The sequence below is a fragment of the Clostridium fermenticellae genome, assembly GCF_003600355.1.
Lineage (GTDB): Bacteria > Bacillota > Clostridia > Clostridiales > Clostridiaceae > Clostridium_AV > Clostridium_AV fermenticellae.
This window is the reverse complement of record NZ_CP032416.1, coordinates 268270-284915: the sequence shown is the minus strand read 5'-3', so window position 1 is coordinate 284915 and position 16646 is coordinate 268270. Positions and strand designations below refer to the sequence as shown.

Here is a 16646-nt window from a genome sequence, read left to right as displayed (position 1 = left end):
CCTAATTATTCTATAAGAAATACTACTTCTATCTTAAAGACCCGGGGCTAGTGGATCTTACATACTTAAGATACAAACATTATATATTATAATACAATCTGCCGGGCGTGTCAATAAAAAACTTCATCTAATAAAAGCCCTGCAGCCGGCGCCGATTTACCGGCTTTACTTCTGTCTTTAGAGTCAAGTATATACTTGATATAATCAACCTCAAATCTTCCACATCCAACATCCAAAAGTGTTCCAACTATTATCCTTACCATATTGTATAGAAATGCATTACCTGTTACCGTAAATATTACAAAGTCTCCTTTTTTAACTATACCTACCTCAGTTACAGTTCTAATTGAGTTTCTTGGTTTACTTCCTTTATTTTTAAATGCAGAAAAGTCATATGTTCCAACCAGATATTTAGCTGCTTTCTTCATATTTTCTATATTGAGTTCTCTATGATAATAATAGGTATAATTTCTTAAAATGACAGGTCTTTGTCTTCCATTAAAGACTGTGTATATATACCTCTTACCCTTACTGCAAAATCTGGCATGAAAATCAAGTGAAACTTCTTCGCATTCCCGTGCAACTATATCTTCTGGCAAAAAATTATTTATTGCTCCCTTTAGCTTATTCTCCGGTATGGCACTATCTGTAAAAAAGTTACACACATATGCCCTGGCATGTACTCCAGAATCCGTTCTACTTGATCCTATTACTTCACAATGATTCCCGGTGAGTTTTTCTATAGCTTCTTCTACTTTTTGCTCTACAGTAACTGCATTTGTCTGTCTCTGCCATCCCGCATAATTTGTTCCATCATATTCGAGTGTAAGTTTTATATTCCTCATTACTTCCACATCCTGCTCCATATAGAAATAAACACTAACACAAAAACACAAAATGATGCAGAGAAATCCCTATTTGAGAGCTTTAGTTGTTTCATCCTCGTTCTGCCTTCTCCACCTCTATAACACCTTGCCTCCATAGCCATAGCAAGTTCATCTGCCCTTCTGAAAGAGCTTATAAAAAGTGGTACAAGTATGGGTATCAAACTTTTAGCTCTATGAGCAAGATTTCCAGACTCAAAATCAGCCCCTCTTGCCATCTGGGCCTTCATTATTTTATCTGTTTCATCCATTAAAGTTGGTATAAATCTGAGTGCAATTGTCATCATCATTGCAAGTTCATGTGCTGGTATTCCTATTTTTTTAAATGGACTGAGCAATTTCTCTATTCCATCCGTGAGCTCAATTGGCGATGTAGTAAGTGTTAAAAGTGATGTTCCAATTATGAGGAATACAAGCCTTAAAACCATAAATACTGCAAGTACCACTCCTTCTTTATATATAGATATAAATTTCCAGTGATATAAAGGGGTACCGGTTCCTCCAGTCATGAATAAATTCAGTAATGCAGTTATCAAAACCAAAATAAATACAGGCTTTAATCCTTTGTAAATATAACTAATAGGTACTTTAGATATGTATATAGTTATAAATGTAAATAACACTATGAATGCATATCCTTTGAAGTTATTTACTAAAAACAGATCAACTATATAAACTAAAGATATTAATATTTTAACTCTTGGATCTAGTTTATGAATAAAAGAATTGCCCGGTATGTACTGGCCTATTGTAATATCTTTGATCATTTTTTAGCTCTCCCATCATTTTTTAATATCCTTAATATCTCATTCTTTGCCTGTTCTACAGTAAATATATTATCTGATACATCGAAGCCCTTACCCTTAAGTTTTCTTGCAAGATACGTCACTTGCGGCACAGCAAGACCAACGCTTTCTAATGTATCAATTTCTTTGAATACCTTTGAAGGTGTTCCATCAAGTATACAGGTCCCTTTATCCATAACAAGTATTCTATCTGCCAGCTTAGCAACATCCTCCATACTATGTGATACCAATATGATAGTCATATTGTATTCTTTATGAAGTTTTTTTATTTGTCCTAAAATATCATCTCTTCCTTTTGGATCAAGTCCTGCAGTAGGTTCATCTAAAATAAGAATCTTTGGCTCCATAGCAACTACACCAGCTATAGCTACCCTACGCTTTTGTCCACCACTTAAGTCAAATGGTGACTTACTTTTATATTTTTCATAATTAAGTCCTACCATATCCATAGCCCTTTTTACTCTTACGTTTATCTCATCATTACTTAGTCCCAAGTTATTTGGACCAAAAGCAATGTCTTTTTCAACAGTCTCTTCAAAAAGCTGATATTCAGGATATTGGAATACAAGTCCCACTTTTTTTCTAATAAAGTTGAGATTTACATTTTTTTGAGTTATATCCGTATCATCTATTATTATTTTCCCGGAATAAGGTTTTAAAAGTCCATTTATATGTTGAATCAATGTAGATTTTCCAGAACCAGTATGCCCTATTAACGCAACAAATTCCCCATCATTTATAGTTATATTTACATTATCAAGTGCTTTTTTCTCAAAGGGTGACCCTTTCATGTATATATGAGTCAAATTTTCTATCTTAATTGACATAATTCATTCACCATCTCATCTATAGTTAATATATCTTTACTTAAATTAACACCATTTCTCCTCAGTTCATATGATAATTCTGTAACTTGAGGTACATCAAGTCCCAAAGACTTCATCTTCTCTACTTGACTAAATACTGTCCTAGGGGAACCTTCCAGTGCTAATTTTCCCTCATCTATAACTATTATTCTATCGGCCTCAGCCGCTTCCTCCATATAATGAGTTATGAATATAATAGTTATACCATAATTTTTGTTGAGATCTTTTATAGTATTCATTACTTCTTTTCTACCAGATGGATCTAACATTGCTGTCGATTCATCAAATATTATACATTCAGGCATCATAGCTAATACTCCAGCTATTGCAACCCTCTGCTTTTGTCCACCAGATAAAAGATGTGGTGCATGTCTTCTATATTCATACATATTAACCCTTTTTAGTGACTGATCTACCCTTTTTCTAATTTCTTCCGATGGGACTCCTAAGTTTTCAGGTCCAAAAGCTACATCTTCCTCAACTATTGTTGCAACTATCTGATTATCTGGATTTTGAAAAACCATACCGGCTTTATTTCTAACCTTCCATACATTTTCTTCTTTCGATGTATCTAAACCATCTATATACATTTTCCCGGATGATGGAGTCAAGAGTGCATTCATGAGTTTCGCCACAGTTGATTTTCCTGATCCATTTCTACCTAGGATAACTAAAAATTCACCTTTTTTTACTTCAAGAGTAATATTTTCTAGTGCTAGTTTAATCTTATTTTCACTACTACCTTGATACTCATATGATAGATCTCTACATGTTATCATATTTTCATCCATAGAAACACCCCACTAAATTAATATAAAGTTTATAATAGTATAACTCTATATATGAATAATGTATATACAAAATAGTATATACATCATCTTATTAATATTAATAAAAACAGGGATTAAGCTAGTTTACTTAATCCCTAAATCTTATACTAACTCTAGTATAACTAATTCTGCAGCGTCGCCTCTTCTTGGTCCCATTTTATACATTCTAGTATATCCACCATTTCTTTCAGCATACTTAGCAGCTACATCATTAAATAGATTTTTAACAACTTCTTCTTCAGTTATGAAAGAAAGAACCTGTCTTCTAGCATGAAGATCTCCTCTTTTTGCAAGAGTGATCATTTTTTCAGCTAAATTTTTTGTTTCTATTGCTCTAGTTTGAGTTGTTTGTATTTTCCCATGCTTTAGAAAACTAGTAACGAGATTTCTAAGCATTGCTTTTCTCTGATCAGTCGGACGACCTAATTTACGTTGTCTTGCCATCTCTCTATACCTCCTTATCACTACAATTCTTTAAGCATTGCCTGCAGTACTTATTCCTCACTCTGTTTTAGTGATAAATCCAATACTTCAAGCTTTTGTTGAACTTCTTCCAAGGATTTCTTTCCAAGGTTTCTAACCTTCATCATATCATCCATAGTTCTCTCTGTTAACTCCTGAACAGTATTTATACCAGCTCTTTTCAAGCAGTTATAACTTCTAACAGAAAGATCAAGTTCTTCAATAGTCATTTCTAAGACTTTCTCTTTTTTATCTTCTTCTTTTTCCACCATTATTTCAACATTGTTAGCATGATCTGTTAAAGTCATGAACAGCTTAAAATGTTCTATTAAAATCTTAGCTGATAGACTTATAGCCTCATCTGGCATTATTGTACCATTAGTCCATACCTCAAGAGATAACTTATCATAATCAGTGATTTGGCCAACCCTTGTATTATCTACAACAAAGTTAACTCTTTTAATAGGAGTATATATCGAATCTACAGCTATAGTTCCTATAGGCATATCTTCTGACTTATTCTTATTTTGAGTAACATAACCCCTACCTGTATTAACCTGAATTTCCATATACAATCTACTATCGTCATCCAAAGTGGCTATATGTAAATCCTTATTAATTATTTCAACAGATCCATCTGTTTTTATATCTCCTGCAGTAACCTCACCAGGCCCCTGTTCATCTATATATATAGTTTTAGGACCATCATCTGCCATCTTTAAAGCCAGACATTTGATATTCAATATTAACTCAGCAACATCCTCTTTTACTCCATGAACTGTAGAGAATTCATGAAGTACTCCATCTATCTTGATATTATTAGCAGCAACTCCAGGCAACGAGGAAAGAAGAATTCTCCTCAATGCATTACCGAGAGTAATACCATAGCCTCTTTCTAACGGTTCAACTACAAATTTACCATAAGTGCCATCTTCACTAGTTTCTACACATTCTATTTTGGGCTTTTCTATTTCTAACATGAATATAACCCTCCTCTAATTGATTTATTAATATTTTGAGGGCAACTGATTCTATACTAACTATTATTTACTATAGAATTCTACTATTAATGTTTCATTAACAGGAACATCTACATCTTCTCTTGAAGGATCTCTAAGAACCTTTCCTTCAAAGTTTTCTGAACTTCCCTCTAACCATGCTGGTAAAGTCTTTGGATTTTCTGCAAATGTCTTGAATTTTTCTACTGATCTGCTTTTTTCTCTAACAGTTATAACATCATTAACAGTTACCTGATAAGAAGGAATATCTACTTTCTTACCATTTACGAGGAAATGCCCGTGAGTTACTAATTGTCTTGCCTCACTTCTTGAATTTCCAAATCCCAATCTAAATGCTACATTATCAAGTCTCATTTCCAATAATCTTAACAAGTTTTCACCTGTTATACCTCTGAGCTTCTCAGCTCTTTCATAGTAATTTCTAAATTGTCCTTCAAGTATTCCGTATATTCTTCTAGCTTTTTGCTTTTCTCTTAATTGAACACCATAGTTAGATATTTTCTTTCTGCTTTGTCCGTGCTGTCCTGGTGCATATCCTCTTCTTGTAAATGCACATTTATCTGTATAACATCTATCTCCTTTTAGAAATAGCTTTAAACCTTCTCTTCTACAAAGTCTACATACTGATCCAGTATATCTTGCCATTAATCTTACACCTCCTTAACTAGACTCTTCTTCTCTTTGGTGGTCTGCAGCCATTATGTGGTATAGGAGTAACATCTTTTATCAATGTAACTTCTAATCCAGCAGCTTGTAATGACCTAATCGCAGCTTCTCTACCTGCTCCTGGTCCTTTAACATACACCTCTACGCTCTTTAAACCATGTTCCATTGCTGCTTTTGCTGATGTTTCAGCGGCCATTTGTGCTGCAAATGGAGTACTTTTTCTTGATCCTCTAAATCCTAATCCACCTGCGCTAGCCCATGATAATGTATTTCCAAATGCATCTGTAATAGTAACAATTGAATTGTTAAAAGTTGATCTTATATGTGCACATCCATGTTCAACATTTTTTCTTTCTTTTCTTCTTCTTGTCTTTTTAGTCTTTGATCCAGCTGCCATCTTTTTCCCTCCTTATACCAATATTACTTTCTCTTTTTAGCTCCTATCATTTTCTTAGGACCTTTTCTTGTTCTTGCATTTGTCTTTGTTTTTTGTCCTCTTACCGGAAGACCTCTTCTATGTCTTATTCCTCTATAACAACCTATCTCTATTAATCTCTTTATGTTAAGAGCTGTTTCTCTTCTTAAGTCACCTTCAACTATTATGTTTTTAGTTACATAATCTCTTAATGTATTAACTTCTCCCTCAGTCAAATCCTTAACTCTTGTATCAGGATTAACTCCAGTTTCTTTGAGAATCTTGTGAGAAGTCGATAATCCTATGCCATATATATATGTCAGACCTATTTCTATTCTTTTTTCTTTTGGTAGGTCAATACCTGCTATTCTTGCCATTAAAATTTACACCTCCTGAGTATCTAATTGGTAAGGATTAATTAAATTTATTTATATATAAAGTTTCCAGCTAATAGAGCAGTATTAGAGCTCTATTTCAGCCGCACTAGAAACTCTATAAAATTAACCTTGCTTTTGTTTATGTTTAGGATTTTCACAGATAACCATTACTCTTCCTTTTCTTTTTATAACTTTACATTTTTCACACATAGGCTTAACTGATGGTCTTACTTTCATAGCTAACCCTCCTTATTTACTTTGCTCTCCAAGTTATTCTTCCTCTTGTCAAATCATATGGAGATAATTCCACAGTAACTTTATCGCCAGGAAGAATTCTTATAAAGTTCATTCTTAGTTTACCTGATATATGCGCTAATATTTTATGTCCACTCTCTAACTTAACTTCAAACATTGCATTAGGTAATGCCTCTAAAACAGTACCCTGCATTTCTATAACATCATCTTTTGACATAAGGTAATCAAACCTCCTTATTGTTGTCGTAAGACTGCAAAAATTTTCTTATCATAGCATTGCTGATCTTCTTTCCCGATAGTAACAAATCTTTTATATCTTCTGCAGTTGAATTTGTAAATGTTAAATGTTTAATCTTTTTCTTCTTAGGATTTTCTATAAGTCTAAGATCTCCATCGCATATATAGACATAGTTGCTATCTAAAATACCAACTATTATAAAAAATCTGTTAGAATCACGACCTGCCTTTGAATAAACTACTTTTCCCAAACAGCTATTACTTTTCACCAAAATATCACTCCTATTAATTTTCAGTTAGTTTATTACCGGCAATAGCCATTTTGGCACTTTCAAAAAACTCTGTTTAGTTACATCTATAAGCTTTTGTGCCTTTTTTGTAATATTACCTACAGGAAAAGTTCTTGCTGCATCTCTTTGATAACCATTTAAGATAACCTTTAAAAGATGGTTTATTCCCTGATTTTTAATATACTCTTCTGCTATTTTATCCAATTTCGCAGTCGTTATTCCAGGTTTTACTACCTCTTCTAATTTAAGTAGGGTATCAGCAACAACCTTACCTGCATGCCTCATAAATTCTATCTCATTATCATCTTTAAGTATTATCATTACTTAATCGCCTTTAATGAATTACATATCTCATCAAATACTTCACTTATTTCTTTTGTTCCTTCTATTTTAAGCAGTACATTTTGATTTTTGTAATAATTAATAAGCGGTTGAGTTTGTTTACTGTAAACATCCAATCTTTCCTTAACAGTTGCTTCTGTATCATCTTTTCTTTGTATCAAATCACCATTGCAAAGATCACATTTTCCATCTATTTTAGAAGGATTAAACTTTATATGATAACTTGCTCCACAAGATGAGCAAACTCTTCTTCCCGTCATTCTCTCTAAAATAAACTCTTCTGCAACATCTATAAGCAATGCTGCATCTATTTTACCATCAGCACTATTTAAAAATTCATCTAGTGCTTCTGCCTGTTTAACTGTTCTTGGAAAACCATCTAGTAGGAATCCTTCTTTACAATCATCTTCTGTTAATCTATCCTTAACTATATCTATAGTAACTTTATCTGGTACTAACTGACCATTATCCATATATTTCTTTGCCTCAATACCAAGTTTAGTTTTTTCAGAAATATTTTTTCTAAAAATATCGCCTGTAGATATATGCGGTATAGAATACTTTTCGCTAATTAATTTTGCTTGTGTGCCTTTTCCAGCTCCTGGAGGACCCAACAAAACCATTTTCAATTGCATCATCTCCAATAAATATTAACTCTTCAAGAATCCATGATAATGACGCATTACCAATTGAGATTCTAGTTGCCTCATAGTTTCAAGTGCAACATTCACTATGATAAGAAGTCCAGTTCCACCAAAGTATATATCCTTAAAATTGGTATACGTCGCTGCCAATATAGGCGCTATAGCTATTACACCCGCAAAAGCTCCACCTATTATTGAAACCTTAGCAAGAACACTTTCTATATAGTTTGCAGTAGGTTCTCCTGGTCTTATGCCAGGTATAAACCCTGAAGACTTATGCATATTCTCTGCCATCTCATCAGGTTTAAATGTTACCTCTGTATAAAACCACGTAAAGAATATAGTCAACACAAAGTATAGTATTGCATACTGCCAAGTGCTCTCTTTAAACGGGCTGAATGGACTTGTAGTCACAAACTTATAGAAAGCTGAATCTGGCCAAAACATACCAATTGTGATTGGAAACTGCATAACTGAAATTGCAAATATTATTCCAATAACAGCTGCTCCATTTACATTTATTGGTATATTGGTGGACTGACCTTTATACAATCTACCACCACTTGCCATCTTTCCTGCATATTGAACAGGTATCCTTCTCTCAGATAAGCTGGTAATTACAACTAATATAAGTAATGCAACCACAGCTACAATGAATAATATTAATTGTATGAAATCAACAGTTTCTGCATTTTGTAATTGTACTAACTGATAAAGCGTAGATGGAAATCTAGAAATAATGTTAAAGAAAATTAAAAGTGAAACACCATTTCCTATTCCTTTGTCTGTTATTCTATCACCTAACCACATCAAGAAAGTTGAAGCAGTAGTTAATGTAAGTATTATGATAAATATATTTAACTTACTTGATGGATTTTGGAGGGCATTATATTTACTTATTATAACATATGTACTAAATGCCTGAATTACTCCCAGTGGTACTGAAGCATATCTTGTATACTCCTGCATCTTCTTTCTTCCTTCTTCTCCCTCTTTAGATAACTGTTCCAATCTTGGAATAGCGACCTGAAGCAATTGAAATATAATAGAAGAATTGATAAATGGAACTACTCCCATTGCAAATATGCTAAATCTACTAAATGCACCACCTGATATCAAATCATAAAATCCAAATAAAGATCCACTCTTAGTTAAATTTGCAATCTTTGAAGTATCAATTCCAGGAACAGGAATAAAATTTCCCATCCTGAAAATTGCTATCATAAGTAATGTAAATACTATTCTCTTTCTTAATTCAGGAACTTTCCATGTATTACGCAAAGTTGATAGCACCTATATCACCTCAACTTTTCCTCCAGCTGCTTCAATTTTTTCTACAGCCGACTTTGAAAATTTTGCTGCCTTAACTGTTAGTTTTTTTTCAATTTCACCGTTTCCAAGTATTTTAACACCATTTTTGGATTTATTTACGATACCCTTTGATAATAATAACTCTGGTGTTACTTCTGTACCTTCATCAAATACATTCAATCTATCAATATTTATGACCGAAAATTCTTTAGTAAATGGATTTTTAAATCCTCTCTTAGGAAGCCTTCTAAATAAAGGCATTTGGCCTCCTTCAAAACCTAATCTTACACCACCGCCGGATCTAGCCTTCTGTCCTTTTTCACCTTTACCAGCATTTCTTCCTAATCCTGAACCAGTACCTCTTCCTATCCTTTTTGGTGCTTTTCTTGATCCAGCTGCTGGTTTTAATTCATGAAGTTTCATCTCTATCATACACCTCCTCTACTTATGCTTCTTCTACATTTAAAAGATAGCTAACTTTATTTATCATACCTCTGATTTGAGGAGTATCCTCATGTTCAACTGTTTTTCCTATTTTCTTTAATCCTAAAGCATTAACAGTAGCAATATGATCTTTTTTTCTTCCTATTAAGCTTTTGGACAAAGTTATTTTAATTTTAGCCAAGGTTCATTCCTCCCTAACCTAAAATCTCTTCAACGGTTTTCCCTCTCAAGCTGGCAACTTGATCAGCTGTTCTTAATCTAGACAAACCGTTTAGAGTAGCATTTACCATATTTCTTGGATTATTAGAACCCAAAGATTTAGCTCTGACATCTTTCAAACCTGCAAGCTCAAGTACAGATCTAGCAGGACCTCCTGCTATAACTCCAGTACCTTCTACAGATTTCTTTATAAGTACTTTTCCAGTACCAAAACAACCTTCTATATCATGTGGTACAGTTGTACCTACTATTGGAACTTCTATTAATTTCTTTTTTGCATCATCTACTGCTTTTCTAATTGCCTCAGGTATTTCAATAGATTTACCAGTTCCTACCCCAATATGTCCGTTTTCGTCTCCAACAACTACAAGGGCACTAAATCTGAAATTTCTACCACCTTTAACAACCTTAGCAACTCTGTTTATAAATAGAACTTTTTCTTTAAGATTTAAAGTGCTAGGATCTATTCTCATTTATTTCCCTCCTTCTTTTAGAATTGTAAACCGCTCTCTCTTGCACCTTCCGCAAGGCTTTGTACTCTACCGTGATATAAGTATCCGCCTCTATCAAAGACTACTTCTTTAATTCCTTTTTCTAAAGCTTTTTTTGCAATACTTTCTCCAACCTTTTTTGCAGCTTCTTTATTATTCCCTTTATCAGTAAAATCTTTTTCCACAGTTGAAGCAGAAACTAAAGTTACTCCATTTATATCATCTATAATCTGAGCATATATGTTCTTATCACTTCTGTAAATTGAAAGCCTTGGTCTCTCTGTTGTTCCAAAGATCTTTTTACGAACTCTTAGATGACGTCTTACTCTAGTTTTATTTTTATCCTGTTTATTAAACATAGAGTACACACTCCCTTCTATTATTTCTTACCAGTTTTACCTTCTTTACGTTTTATAAATTCTCCTGCATACTTAATTCCTTTTCCTTTATAAGGTTCTGGTTTTCTCCAAGTCCTTATATCTGCTGCAACAGCACCAACTAATTCCTTATCTATACCACTTACAACAACTGTAGTAGTGTTTGGAGTCGTGTATGTTATACCAGCTACTTCTTTAATTTCAATTGGATGTGAATATCCGAGGTTCATAACTAATTTTTTGCCCTGCATCTGTGCTCTATAACCTACTCCAACTAATTCTAAAGTTTTTTGGTATCCTTCAGTTACTCCAATTACCATATTATTTATTAATGATCTTGTTAATCCATGAAGTGCTCTTACACTTTTTTCATCATTATCTCTTGTAACTACTACTGAATTGTCCTCAACAGCTATTTTTATTTCTTTGCTCATAGCCTTTTCAAGTTGACCTTTGGATCCTTTAACAGTAACAACGTTGTCTGGTGTTACTGCTACAGTTACGCCATTTGGTATAGCTATAGGAAGTTTTCCTATTCTTGACATAATTACACCTCCTGCTTTTTGTTATCTACCATATGTAACAAAGTACTTCTCCGCCTACTCCTAATTTTCTTGCTTCTCTATCTGTAACAATTCCTCTTGAAGTAGATATTATGGCTATTCCTAAACCATTTAATACTCTAGGAATCTCTTCTTTTCTGCAATAAACTCTTAATCCTGGTTTTGATATTCTCTTAAGACCAGTTATAACTCTCTCATTACCATGACCATATTTCATTGAAAGTCTTACCATGTTAACACAGCCATCTTTATATTCCTCTAAATTTTTTATATATCCTTCTTGAAGCATTATATTTAAAATAGCCTTCTTTATATTGGAAGAAGGTATCTCCACAGTCTCATGTTTAACTACATTTGCATTTCTTATACGTGTTAGTAAATCTGCAATCGGATCAGTCATTACCATTTATTGTGCCTCCTTTCATAACAATCTGTTCTACCAACTAGCTTTTTTGCATCCAGGTATCTCACCTTTATATGCAAGTTCTCTAAAACAAATACGGCATATACCATATTTTTTTAATACAGAGTGCGGTCTTCCACATATTCTGCATCTTGTATAAGCTCTAGTTGAATATTTCGGTTCTTTTTTCCACTTTTCTATTAAAGCCTTACGTGCCACAATTTTCCCTCCTTATTTATGAGTGAATGGCATTCCCAGGAATTTTAATAATTCCTTTGCCTCTTCATCAGTCTTTGCAGTAGTAACAAATATTATATCCATACCTCTTACTTTATCAATCTTATCATATTCAATTTCAGGGAATATTAATTGTTCTTTAATTCCTAATGAATAGTTTCCTCTTCCATCAAAAGATTTATCCGAAACTCCTGAGAAATCTCTTACTCTTGGTAAGGCAACATTCATTAATTTATCCGCAAATTCATACATTTTCTGTCTTCTTAATGTAACTTTACAGCCTATTGGCATATTTTGTCTTATCTTAAAATTAGCAACTGATTTTTTTGCTCTAGTTAAAATTGGTTTTTGTCCTGTTATTGTGGCTAAATCTGATGCAGCAGCTTCTAAAACTCTTACATTTTCTTTAGCTTCACTAACGCCCATATTTATAACTATTTTTTCCAATTTTGGTACTTCCATTACGTTTTTATATTCAAACTTACTCATCATAGCTGGGATTATTTCTTTATCATACTTCTCTTGTAATCTTACCATCATTGACTTGCCCTCCTTTCAAAGATTAGAATGTTTCTCCGCACTTTTTACATACTCTAACTTTGCTTCCATCTTCTAAAATTTTATGGCTTATTCTTGTAACAGACTTACATTTGTCACAGTATAACATTACTTTCGAACTATAAATAGGAGCTTCTCTTTTTATTATTCCACCCTGCATGTTGGCTTTGTTAGGTTTTTGATGTTTTGACACTATGTTAACATCTTTAACAACAACTTTACCTGATTTAGGAATAACGCTGAGAACTTCGCCTATTTTTCCTTTATCTTTACCAGAAATAACCATTACTTTATCTTTTTTTCTTACATGTAACTTCGCTATTGCCATTATGGCCACCTCCTTATTCTATAAAACTTCAGGTGCTAACGATAATATTTTTGTAAAATCCTTATCCCTTAGCTCTCTTGCTACTGGTCCAAAGATACGAGTTCCTCTTGGCTGTTTGTCATCTTTTATTATAACAGCTGCATTTTCATCAAATCTTATATATGAACCGTCCGTTCTTCTTACACCTTTAACAGATCTTACTATAACTGCTTTAACAACTTCACCTTTTTTAACAACACCGCCTGGTGTTGCACCTTTAACACTAGCAACTATTATATCACCAATGTTTCCCCATTTCCTTTTGGAACCACCTAATACTCTTATGCACATAATTTCCTTAGCACCAGAATTATCTGCAACCTTTAATACCGTCTGCTGCTGAATCATAGTGTATTATCCTCCTTTCAGCTTTTTCGAACTATTTAGCTTTTTCGACGATTTCTACAAGTCTCCATCTTTTATCTTTAGATAACGGTCTAGTTTCCATTATTAAAACTCTATCATTAATTTTTGCTTCATTTTTTTCATCATGAGTCTTAAACTTAGTAGTTTTATTAACTGTTTTTCCATATAGAGGATGACGTACTTTTGTTTCAACAGCAACTACTATAGTCTTATCCATTTTATCAGATACAACTCTTCCTATCCTTGTCTTTCTATTACCTCTTTCCACAAGATAACCTCCTTTCAAACTGAAAACTACTGTTCAAATGCCCTTAACTCTTCTTCTCTGAGGATGGTCTTAATTTGGGCTATGGATTTTTTAACTTCTTTTATTCTCATTGGGTTTTCCAATTGGCCTGTAGCTAATTGAAATCTTAAATTAAATAATTCTGATTTAAGATCACCTAACTTCGCTTGTAAATCCTGAGGGCTGCTTTGTTTTAATTCTTGCAATTCTTTAGCCTTCATTGGTTTCACCACCCATTTCTTCAAAATCTTTCTTAGTTATAAACTTAGTCTTTATAGGTAATTTATGTGATGCAAGTCTCATTGCTTCTCTTGCAACAACTTCACTAACACCTGCTATTTCGAACAGAACTCTTCCTGGTTTTACAACTGATACCCAATACTCTGGTGAACCCTTACCAGAACCCATACGAGTTTCAGCAGGTTTTTCAGTTACTGGCTTATCCGGGAAAATCTTTATCCAAAGTTTTCCTCCCCTTTTAACATATCTATTTATAGCTATTCTGGCCGCTTCTATCTGATTATTAGTAATCCATCCACATTCTGTAGCTTGAAGTGCAAAATCACCATATGCTATAAAATTGCCTCTTGTAGCTTTGCCCTTCATCCTACCACGTTGAACCTTACGATGTTTTACTCTCTTAGGCATTAACATTACGCTGTTCCTCCTTTCTACGCTTCAATCTCTTCCTTATTCTGTACAACTTTTTTAGTAGGAAGAATTTCTCCTTTATAAATCCATACTTTAACTCCTATTTTTCCATAGGTAGTATTTGCTTCATCGAATCCGTAATCGATATCCGCTCTTAATGTCTGTAATGGAATTGTTCCTTCATGATATTGTTCAGTCCTTGCAATTTCTGCTCCTCCAAGTCTTCCTGAACAAGAAGTTTTAACTCCTTTAATTCCGTGCTTCATTGCTCTTTGAATTGTTTGTTTCATTGCTCTTCTGAATGAAATTCTCTTCTCCAGCTGTCTTGCTATATTTTCAGCCATAAGCTGAGCATCTGCTTCTGCACTCTTAACTTCCACAATATTTATTAATATGTTTCTGTTACCTATTAACTTCTGAAGGCTTGATTTAAGTGCATTAATTCCCTGGCCACCTTTTCCGATAATCATACCAGGTTTTGCAGTAAATATATTTAACTTAATTCTTTTTGCAGCTCTTTCAATTTGTATTCTTGAAACTCCAGCTGCAGAAGTCTTAGCCTTTACAAATTTTCTAATCTTATTGTCTTCTACTAAATTATCTGCAAATTTTTTACCGTTTGCATACCATTTAGCATCCCAGTCTTTTATTACTCCAACTCTTAGACCATGTGGATGTACTTTCTGTCCCATCAAATTCCCTCCTTTTTTTAATCTCTTTCCTTAACAACTAATGTTATATGACTACTTCTCTTTTTTATTCTAAAAGCCCTGCCTTGAGCATGTGGTCTAAATCTTTTCAATGTTGGACCTTGGCAAGCATATGCCTCAGCAACATACAATTTATTTACATCTAAGTTTAAATTATTCTCTGCATTCGCAACAGCTGATTTTAATACTTTATTTACTACCTCAGCCGCAGTTTTGGGAGTATATTTTAATATAGCAAAAGCTTCATTTACATCTTTATTTCTTATCAAATCAAGAACAATCCCTACTTTCATTGAGGACATTCTTACATATTTAGCTATAGCCTTAGCTTCCATCGTATATTACCTCCTTCCTAGGTTATTTTACAGAAGATGTTTTTTCAGTTTTACCTGCGTGTCCTCTGAATGTTCTAGTTAAAACGAATTCTCCTAATTTATGTCCTACCATATCCTCTGATATATATACAGGAACATGCTTCCTTCCATCATGTACTGCAATTGTATGACCTATCATCTGTGGGAATATAGTTGAACTTCTTGACCAAGTTTTTATAACTTTTTTCTGGCCACTTTTATTCATTTCATTTATTTTCTTTAAAAGTCCTTCATGGACAAAAGGTCCTTTTTTTACTGATCTACTCAATTATGTTGGCCTCCCTTCAAACAATGTAATTAATAGTTAAGTGAAGAGAATCAAAAATTCTCTTCATACTATTTATCTCTACTTAGTATTTCTTCTCTTAATAATGAATCGATCTGAATACTTCTTATGCTTTCTAGTTTTGTATCCGAGTGCTGGTTTACCCCATGGAGTAAGTGGTCCTGGGTGTCCAACAGGTGACTTACCTTCACCACCACCATGTGGATGGTCATTAGGGTTCATGACAGAACCTCTAACTGTAGGTCTAACTCCTAAATGTCTCTTTCTTCCTGCCTTACCAAGATTAACAATCTCATGTGTTAGATTTGAAACAGTTCCAATAGTTGCTCTGCATTCGATTCTAACATATCTCATTTCTCCACTTGGTAATCTTAATGTAGCATAATTTCCCTCTTTAGCCATAAGTTGTGCTGAGCTTCCCGCTGATCTAACAAGTTGAGCTCCTTTTCCAATTGATAATTCTATATTGTGAATTATTGTACCAACCGGTATATTTTTTATTGGAAGACAATTTCCTATTTTTATATCCGCATCTGGTCCCGATACTATAACGTCTCCAACTTTCAAACCATTTGGAGCAATAATATATCTCTTTTCTCCATCAGTATATACTACAAGTGCTATGTAAGCCGATCTATTTGGATCATATTCTATTGTAGATACTTTTGCAGGTATTCCATCTTTTGTTCTCTTAAAATCTATAATTCTATATTTTTGCTTTGCACCGCCGCCTATATGACGAACAGTTATTTTTCCATTTGCATTCCTACCACCCGTTCTCTTTAATGCAACAAGAAGTGATTTTTCAGGTACACTTGTAGTTATTTCCTCAAATGTATTAACTGTCATCTGTCTTCTTGAAGGGGTTGTAGGTTTAAATCCTTTAATTGCCATGGTATTCCCTCCTTTT

At 33.6% G+C, this 16646-nt stretch carries 31 protein-coding genes and 1 pseudogene; all 32 read right to left on the bottom strand.

Going from position 1 to position 16646, the window contains the following annotated elements:
- Window positions 1–110 precede the first annotated feature (110 nt).
- The 32 genes and pseudogenes from truA to rplB all read right to left on the bottom strand — a co-directional run bounded on the left by truA (window position 111) and on the right by rplB (window position 16630).
- Window positions 111–845, bottom strand: coding sequence for a tRNA pseudouridine(38-40) synthase TruA (gene truA, locus D4Z93_RS01480; RefSeq protein WP_119969994.1), 735 nt, complete (start codon window positions 843–845; stop codon window positions 111–113).
- Window positions 845–1651 (bottom strand): energy-coupling factor transporter transmembrane component T family protein, encoded by an 807-nt coding sequence (locus D4Z93_RS01475; RefSeq protein ID WP_119969993.1) that lies wholly within the window; start codon window positions 1649–1651, stop codon window positions 845–847. Before D4Z93_RS01475 ends, truA begins: the two co-directional genes overlap by 1 nt.
- Window positions 1648–2517: an energy-coupling factor transporter ATPase gene (locus D4Z93_RS01470; RefSeq protein WP_119969992.1), complete on the bottom strand. Its 870-nt coding sequence runs from the start codon at window positions 2515–2517 to the stop codon at window positions 1648–1650. Before D4Z93_RS01470 ends, D4Z93_RS01475 begins: the two co-directional genes overlap by 4 nt.
- Window positions 2502–3347, bottom strand: coding sequence for an energy-coupling factor transporter ATPase (locus tag D4Z93_RS01465; RefSeq protein WP_119969991.1), 846 nt, complete (start codon window positions 3345–3347; stop codon window positions 2502–2504). The genes D4Z93_RS01470 and D4Z93_RS01465 overlap by 16 nt, the downstream gene beginning before the upstream one ends.
- Window positions 3348–3488: 141 nt before the next feature.
- The gene (rplQ, locus tag D4Z93_RS01460; RefSeq protein ID WP_119969990.1) at window positions 3489–3830 is read right to left on the bottom strand and encodes a 50S ribosomal protein L17; all 342 of its coding nucleotides are present in this window, start codon (window positions 3828–3830) and stop codon (window positions 3489–3491) included.
- A gap of 50 nt (window positions 3831–3880) precedes the next feature.
- Window positions 3881–4828, bottom strand: a complete 948-nt coding sequence (locus D4Z93_RS01455) for a DNA-directed RNA polymerase subunit alpha (RefSeq protein WP_119969989.1) — start codon at window positions 4826–4828, stop codon at window positions 3881–3883.
- A 63-nt stretch (window positions 4829–4891) separates the two neighbouring features.
- Window positions 4892–5512 carry a 30S ribosomal protein S4 gene (gene rpsD, locus D4Z93_RS01450; protein ID WP_119969988.1) on the bottom strand — a complete coding sequence of 207 codons (621 nt, stop codon included), beginning with the start codon at window positions 5510–5512 and terminating at the stop codon, window positions 4892–4894.
- Window positions 5513–5531: 19 nt separating this feature from the next.
- Window positions 5532–5930 (bottom strand): 30S ribosomal protein S11, encoded by a 399-nt coding sequence (gene rpsK, locus D4Z93_RS01445; RefSeq protein WP_119969987.1) that lies wholly within the window; start codon window positions 5928–5930, stop codon window positions 5532–5534.
- Window positions 5931–5953: 23 nt separating this feature from the next.
- Window positions 5954–6325: a 30S ribosomal protein S13 gene (gene rpsM, locus D4Z93_RS01440; RefSeq protein WP_119969986.1), complete on the bottom strand. Its 372-nt coding sequence runs from the start codon at window positions 6323–6325 to the stop codon at window positions 5954–5956.
- A gap of 123 nt (window positions 6326–6448) precedes the next feature.
- The gene (gene rpmJ, locus D4Z93_RS01435) at window positions 6449–6562 is read right to left on the bottom strand and encodes a 50S ribosomal protein L36 (protein ID WP_021122033.1); all 114 of its coding nucleotides are present in this window, start codon (window positions 6560–6562) and stop codon (window positions 6449–6451) included.
- Between the two features lie 16 nt (window positions 6563–6578).
- The gene (gene infA, locus D4Z93_RS01430; RefSeq protein ID WP_119969985.1) at window positions 6579–6797 is read right to left on the bottom strand and encodes a translation initiation factor IF-1; all 219 of its coding nucleotides are present in this window, start codon (window positions 6795–6797) and stop codon (window positions 6579–6581) included.
- A 7-nt stretch (window positions 6798–6804) separates the two neighbouring features.
- Window positions 6805–7086, bottom strand: a complete 282-nt coding sequence (locus D4Z93_RS01425) for a KOW domain-containing RNA-binding protein (protein WP_162920227.1) — start codon at window positions 7084–7086, stop codon at window positions 6805–6807.
- A 22-nt stretch (window positions 7087–7108) separates the two neighbouring features.
- A pseudogene (locus D4Z93_RS01420) lies at window positions 7109–7428 on the bottom strand (type I methionyl aminopeptidase); the annotation flags it as partial.
- Window positions 7428–8078 (bottom strand): adenylate kinase, encoded by a 651-nt coding sequence (locus tag D4Z93_RS01415; protein ID WP_119969982.1) that lies wholly within the window; start codon window positions 8076–8078, stop codon window positions 7428–7430. The gene D4Z93_RS01415 and the pseudogene D4Z93_RS01420, both read right to left, overlap by 1 nt.
- 21 nt (window positions 8079–8099) lie before the next feature.
- Complete coding sequence (secY, locus tag D4Z93_RS01410; RefSeq protein WP_119969981.1) at window positions 8100–9386, bottom strand: preprotein translocase subunit SecY; 1287 nt, start codon at window positions 9384–9386, stop codon at window positions 8100–8102.
- The gene (gene rplO / locus D4Z93_RS01405) at window positions 9387–9827 is read right to left on the bottom strand and encodes a 50S ribosomal protein L15 (protein WP_119974179.1); all 441 of its coding nucleotides are present in this window, start codon (window positions 9825–9827) and stop codon (window positions 9387–9389) included. It lies immediately after the preceding gene.
- A 22-nt stretch (window positions 9828–9849) separates the two neighbouring features.
- Window positions 9850–10029, bottom strand: a complete 180-nt coding sequence (gene rpmD / locus D4Z93_RS01400) for a 50S ribosomal protein L30 (RefSeq protein WP_119969980.1) — start codon at window positions 10027–10029, stop codon at window positions 9850–9852.
- Window positions 10030–10042: 13 nt separating this feature from the next.
- Window positions 10043–10540 (bottom strand): 30S ribosomal protein S5, encoded by a 498-nt coding sequence (rpsE, locus tag D4Z93_RS01395; protein WP_119969979.1) that lies wholly within the window; start codon window positions 10538–10540, stop codon window positions 10043–10045.
- 17 nt (window positions 10541–10557) lie between these two features.
- Window positions 10558–10917 carry a 50S ribosomal protein L18 gene (rplR, locus tag D4Z93_RS01390; RefSeq protein ID WP_119969978.1) on the bottom strand — a complete coding sequence of 120 codons (360 nt, stop codon included), beginning with the start codon at window positions 10915–10917 and terminating at the stop codon, window positions 10558–10560.
- 20 nt (window positions 10918–10937) lie between these two features.
- The gene (rplF, locus tag D4Z93_RS01385; RefSeq protein ID WP_119969977.1) at window positions 10938–11480 is read right to left on the bottom strand and encodes a 50S ribosomal protein L6; all 543 of its coding nucleotides are present in this window, start codon (window positions 11478–11480) and stop codon (window positions 10938–10940) included.
- A gap of 25 nt (window positions 11481–11505) precedes the next feature.
- On the bottom strand, window positions 11506–11904 hold the full coding sequence (rpsH, locus tag D4Z93_RS01380; RefSeq protein ID WP_119969976.1) for a 30S ribosomal protein S8: 399 nt from the start codon (window positions 11902–11904) through the stop codon (window positions 11506–11508).
- A gap of 30 nt (window positions 11905–11934) precedes the next feature.
- Window positions 11935–12120, bottom strand: coding sequence for a type Z 30S ribosomal protein S14 (locus tag D4Z93_RS01375; protein WP_119969975.1), 186 nt, complete (start codon window positions 12118–12120; stop codon window positions 11935–11937).
- 12 nt (window positions 12121–12132) lie between these two features.
- Window positions 12133–12678 (bottom strand): 50S ribosomal protein L5, encoded by a 546-nt coding sequence (rplE, locus tag D4Z93_RS01370; RefSeq protein WP_119969974.1) that lies wholly within the window; start codon window positions 12676–12678, stop codon window positions 12133–12135.
- Between the two features lie 22 nt (window positions 12679–12700).
- Window positions 12701–13018, bottom strand: a complete 318-nt coding sequence (gene rplX / locus D4Z93_RS01365; RefSeq protein WP_119974177.1) for a 50S ribosomal protein L24 — start codon at window positions 13016–13018, stop codon at window positions 12701–12703.
- 24 nt (window positions 13019–13042) lie between these two features.
- Complete coding sequence (gene rplN / locus D4Z93_RS01360; RefSeq protein WP_119969973.1) at window positions 13043–13411, bottom strand: 50S ribosomal protein L14; 369 nt, start codon at window positions 13409–13411, stop codon at window positions 13043–13045.
- 31 nt (window positions 13412–13442) lie between these two features.
- A complete protein-coding gene (rpsQ, locus tag D4Z93_RS01355) occupies window positions 13443–13697 on the bottom strand; it encodes a 30S ribosomal protein S17 (protein ID WP_119969972.1) in 255 nt (84 codons plus the stop codon).
- Between the two features lie 26 nt (window positions 13698–13723).
- Complete coding sequence (rpmC, locus tag D4Z93_RS01350; protein ID WP_119969971.1) at window positions 13724–13936, bottom strand: 50S ribosomal protein L29; 213 nt, start codon at window positions 13934–13936, stop codon at window positions 13724–13726.
- Window positions 13926–14369 (bottom strand): 50S ribosomal protein L16, encoded by a 444-nt coding sequence (gene rplP, locus D4Z93_RS01345; RefSeq protein ID WP_119969970.1) that lies wholly within the window; start codon window positions 14367–14369, stop codon window positions 13926–13928. The genes rpmC and rplP overlap by 11 nt, the downstream gene beginning before the upstream one ends.
- Before the next feature lie 17 nt (window positions 14370–14386).
- Window positions 14387–15058 carry a 30S ribosomal protein S3 gene (gene rpsC / locus D4Z93_RS01340; RefSeq protein ID WP_119969969.1) on the bottom strand — a complete coding sequence of 224 codons (672 nt, stop codon included), beginning with the start codon at window positions 15056–15058 and terminating at the stop codon, window positions 14387–14389.
- A 17-nt stretch (window positions 15059–15075) separates the two neighbouring features.
- The gene (gene rplV / locus D4Z93_RS01335) at window positions 15076–15411 is read right to left on the bottom strand and encodes a 50S ribosomal protein L22 (RefSeq protein ID WP_119969968.1); all 336 of its coding nucleotides are present in this window, start codon (window positions 15409–15411) and stop codon (window positions 15076–15078) included.
- A 22-nt stretch (window positions 15412–15433) separates the two neighbouring features.
- Window positions 15434–15718: a 30S ribosomal protein S19 gene (rpsS, locus tag D4Z93_RS01330; protein ID WP_119969967.1), complete on the bottom strand. Its 285-nt coding sequence runs from the start codon at window positions 15716–15718 to the stop codon at window positions 15434–15436.
- Between the two features lie 78 nt (window positions 15719–15796).
- On the bottom strand, window positions 15797–16630 hold the full coding sequence (rplB, locus tag D4Z93_RS01325; RefSeq protein WP_119969966.1) for a 50S ribosomal protein L2: 834 nt from the start codon (window positions 16628–16630) through the stop codon (window positions 15797–15799).
- Between the last annotated feature and the right edge of the window lie 16 nt (window positions 16631–16646).

Coding starts and splice junctions, on each gene's coding strand:
- truA (WP_119969994.1), bottom strand. CDS start 845: ATGAGGAATATAAAACTTACACTCGAATATGATGGAACAAATTATGCG.
- D4Z93_RS01475 (WP_119969993.1), bottom strand. CDS start 1,651: ATGATCAAAGATATTACAATAGGCCAGTACATACCGGGCAATTCTTTT.
- D4Z93_RS01470 (WP_119969992.1), bottom strand. CDS start 2,517: ATGTCAATTAAGATAGAAAATTTGACTCATATATACATGAAAGGGTCA.
- D4Z93_RS01465 (WP_119969991.1), bottom strand. CDS start 3,347: ATGGATGAAAATATGATAACATGTAGAGATCTATCATATGAGTATCAA.
- rplQ (WP_119969990.1), bottom strand. CDS start 3,830: ATGGCAAGACAACGTAAATTAGGTCGTCCGACTGATCAGAGAAAAGCA.
- D4Z93_RS01455 (WP_119969989.1), bottom strand. CDS start 4,828: ATGTTAGAAATAGAAAAGCCCAAAATAGAATGTGTAGAAACTAGTGAA.
- rpsD (WP_119969988.1), bottom strand. CDS start 5,512: ATGGCAAGATATACTGGATCAGTATGTAGACTTTGTAGAAGAGAAGGT.
- rpsK (WP_119969987.1), bottom strand. CDS start 5,930: ATGGCAGCTGGATCAAAGACTAAAAAGACAAGAAGAAGAAAAGAAAGA.
- rpsM (WP_119969986.1), bottom strand. CDS start 6,325: ATGGCAAGAATAGCAGGTATTGACCTACCAAAAGAAAAAAGAATAGAA.
- rpmJ (WP_021122033.1), bottom strand. CDS start 6,562: ATGAAAGTAAGACCATCAGTTAAGCCTATGTGTGAAAAATGTAAAGTT.
- infA (WP_119969985.1), bottom strand. CDS start 6,797: ATGTCAAAAGATGATGTTATAGAAATGCAGGGTACTGTTTTAGAGGCA.
- rplO (WP_119974179.1), bottom strand. CDS start 9,827: ATGAAACTTCATGAATTAAAACCAGCAGCTGGATCAAGAAAAGCACCA.
- rpsE (WP_119969979.1), bottom strand. CDS start 10,540: ATGAGAATAGATCCTAGCACTTTAAATCTTAAAGAAAAAGTTCTATTT.
- rplR (WP_119969978.1), bottom strand. CDS start 10,917: ATGTTTAATAAACAGGATAAAAATAAAACTAGAGTAAGACGTCATCTA.
- rplF (WP_119969977.1), bottom strand. CDS start 11,480: ATGTCAAGAATAGGAAAACTTCCTATAGCTATACCAAATGGCGTAACT.
- rpsH (WP_119969976.1), bottom strand. CDS start 11,904: ATGGTAATGACTGATCCGATTGCAGATTTACTAACACGTATAAGAAAT.
- rplE (WP_119969974.1), bottom strand. CDS start 12,678: ATGATGGTAAGATTACAAGAGAAGTATGATAAAGAAATAATCCCAGCT.
- rplN (WP_119969973.1), bottom strand. CDS start 13,411: ATGATTCAGCAGCAGACGGTATTAAAGGTTGCAGATAATTCTGGTGCT.
- rpmC (WP_119969971.1), bottom strand. CDS start 13,936: ATGAAGGCTAAAGAATTGCAAGAATTAAAACAAAGCAGCCCTCAGGAT.
- rplP (WP_119969970.1), bottom strand. CDS start 14,369: ATGTTAATGCCTAAGAGAGTAAAACATCGTAAGGTTCAACGTGGTAGG.
- rpsC (WP_119969969.1), bottom strand. CDS start 15,058: ATGGGACAGAAAGTACATCCACATGGTCTAAGAGTTGGAGTAATAAAA.
- rplV (WP_119969968.1), bottom strand. CDS start 15,411: ATGGAAGCTAAGGCTATAGCTAAATATGTAAGAATGTCCTCAATGAAA.
- rplB (WP_119969966.1), bottom strand. CDS start 16,630: ATGGCAATTAAAGGATTTAAACCTACAACCCCTTCAAGAAGACAGATG.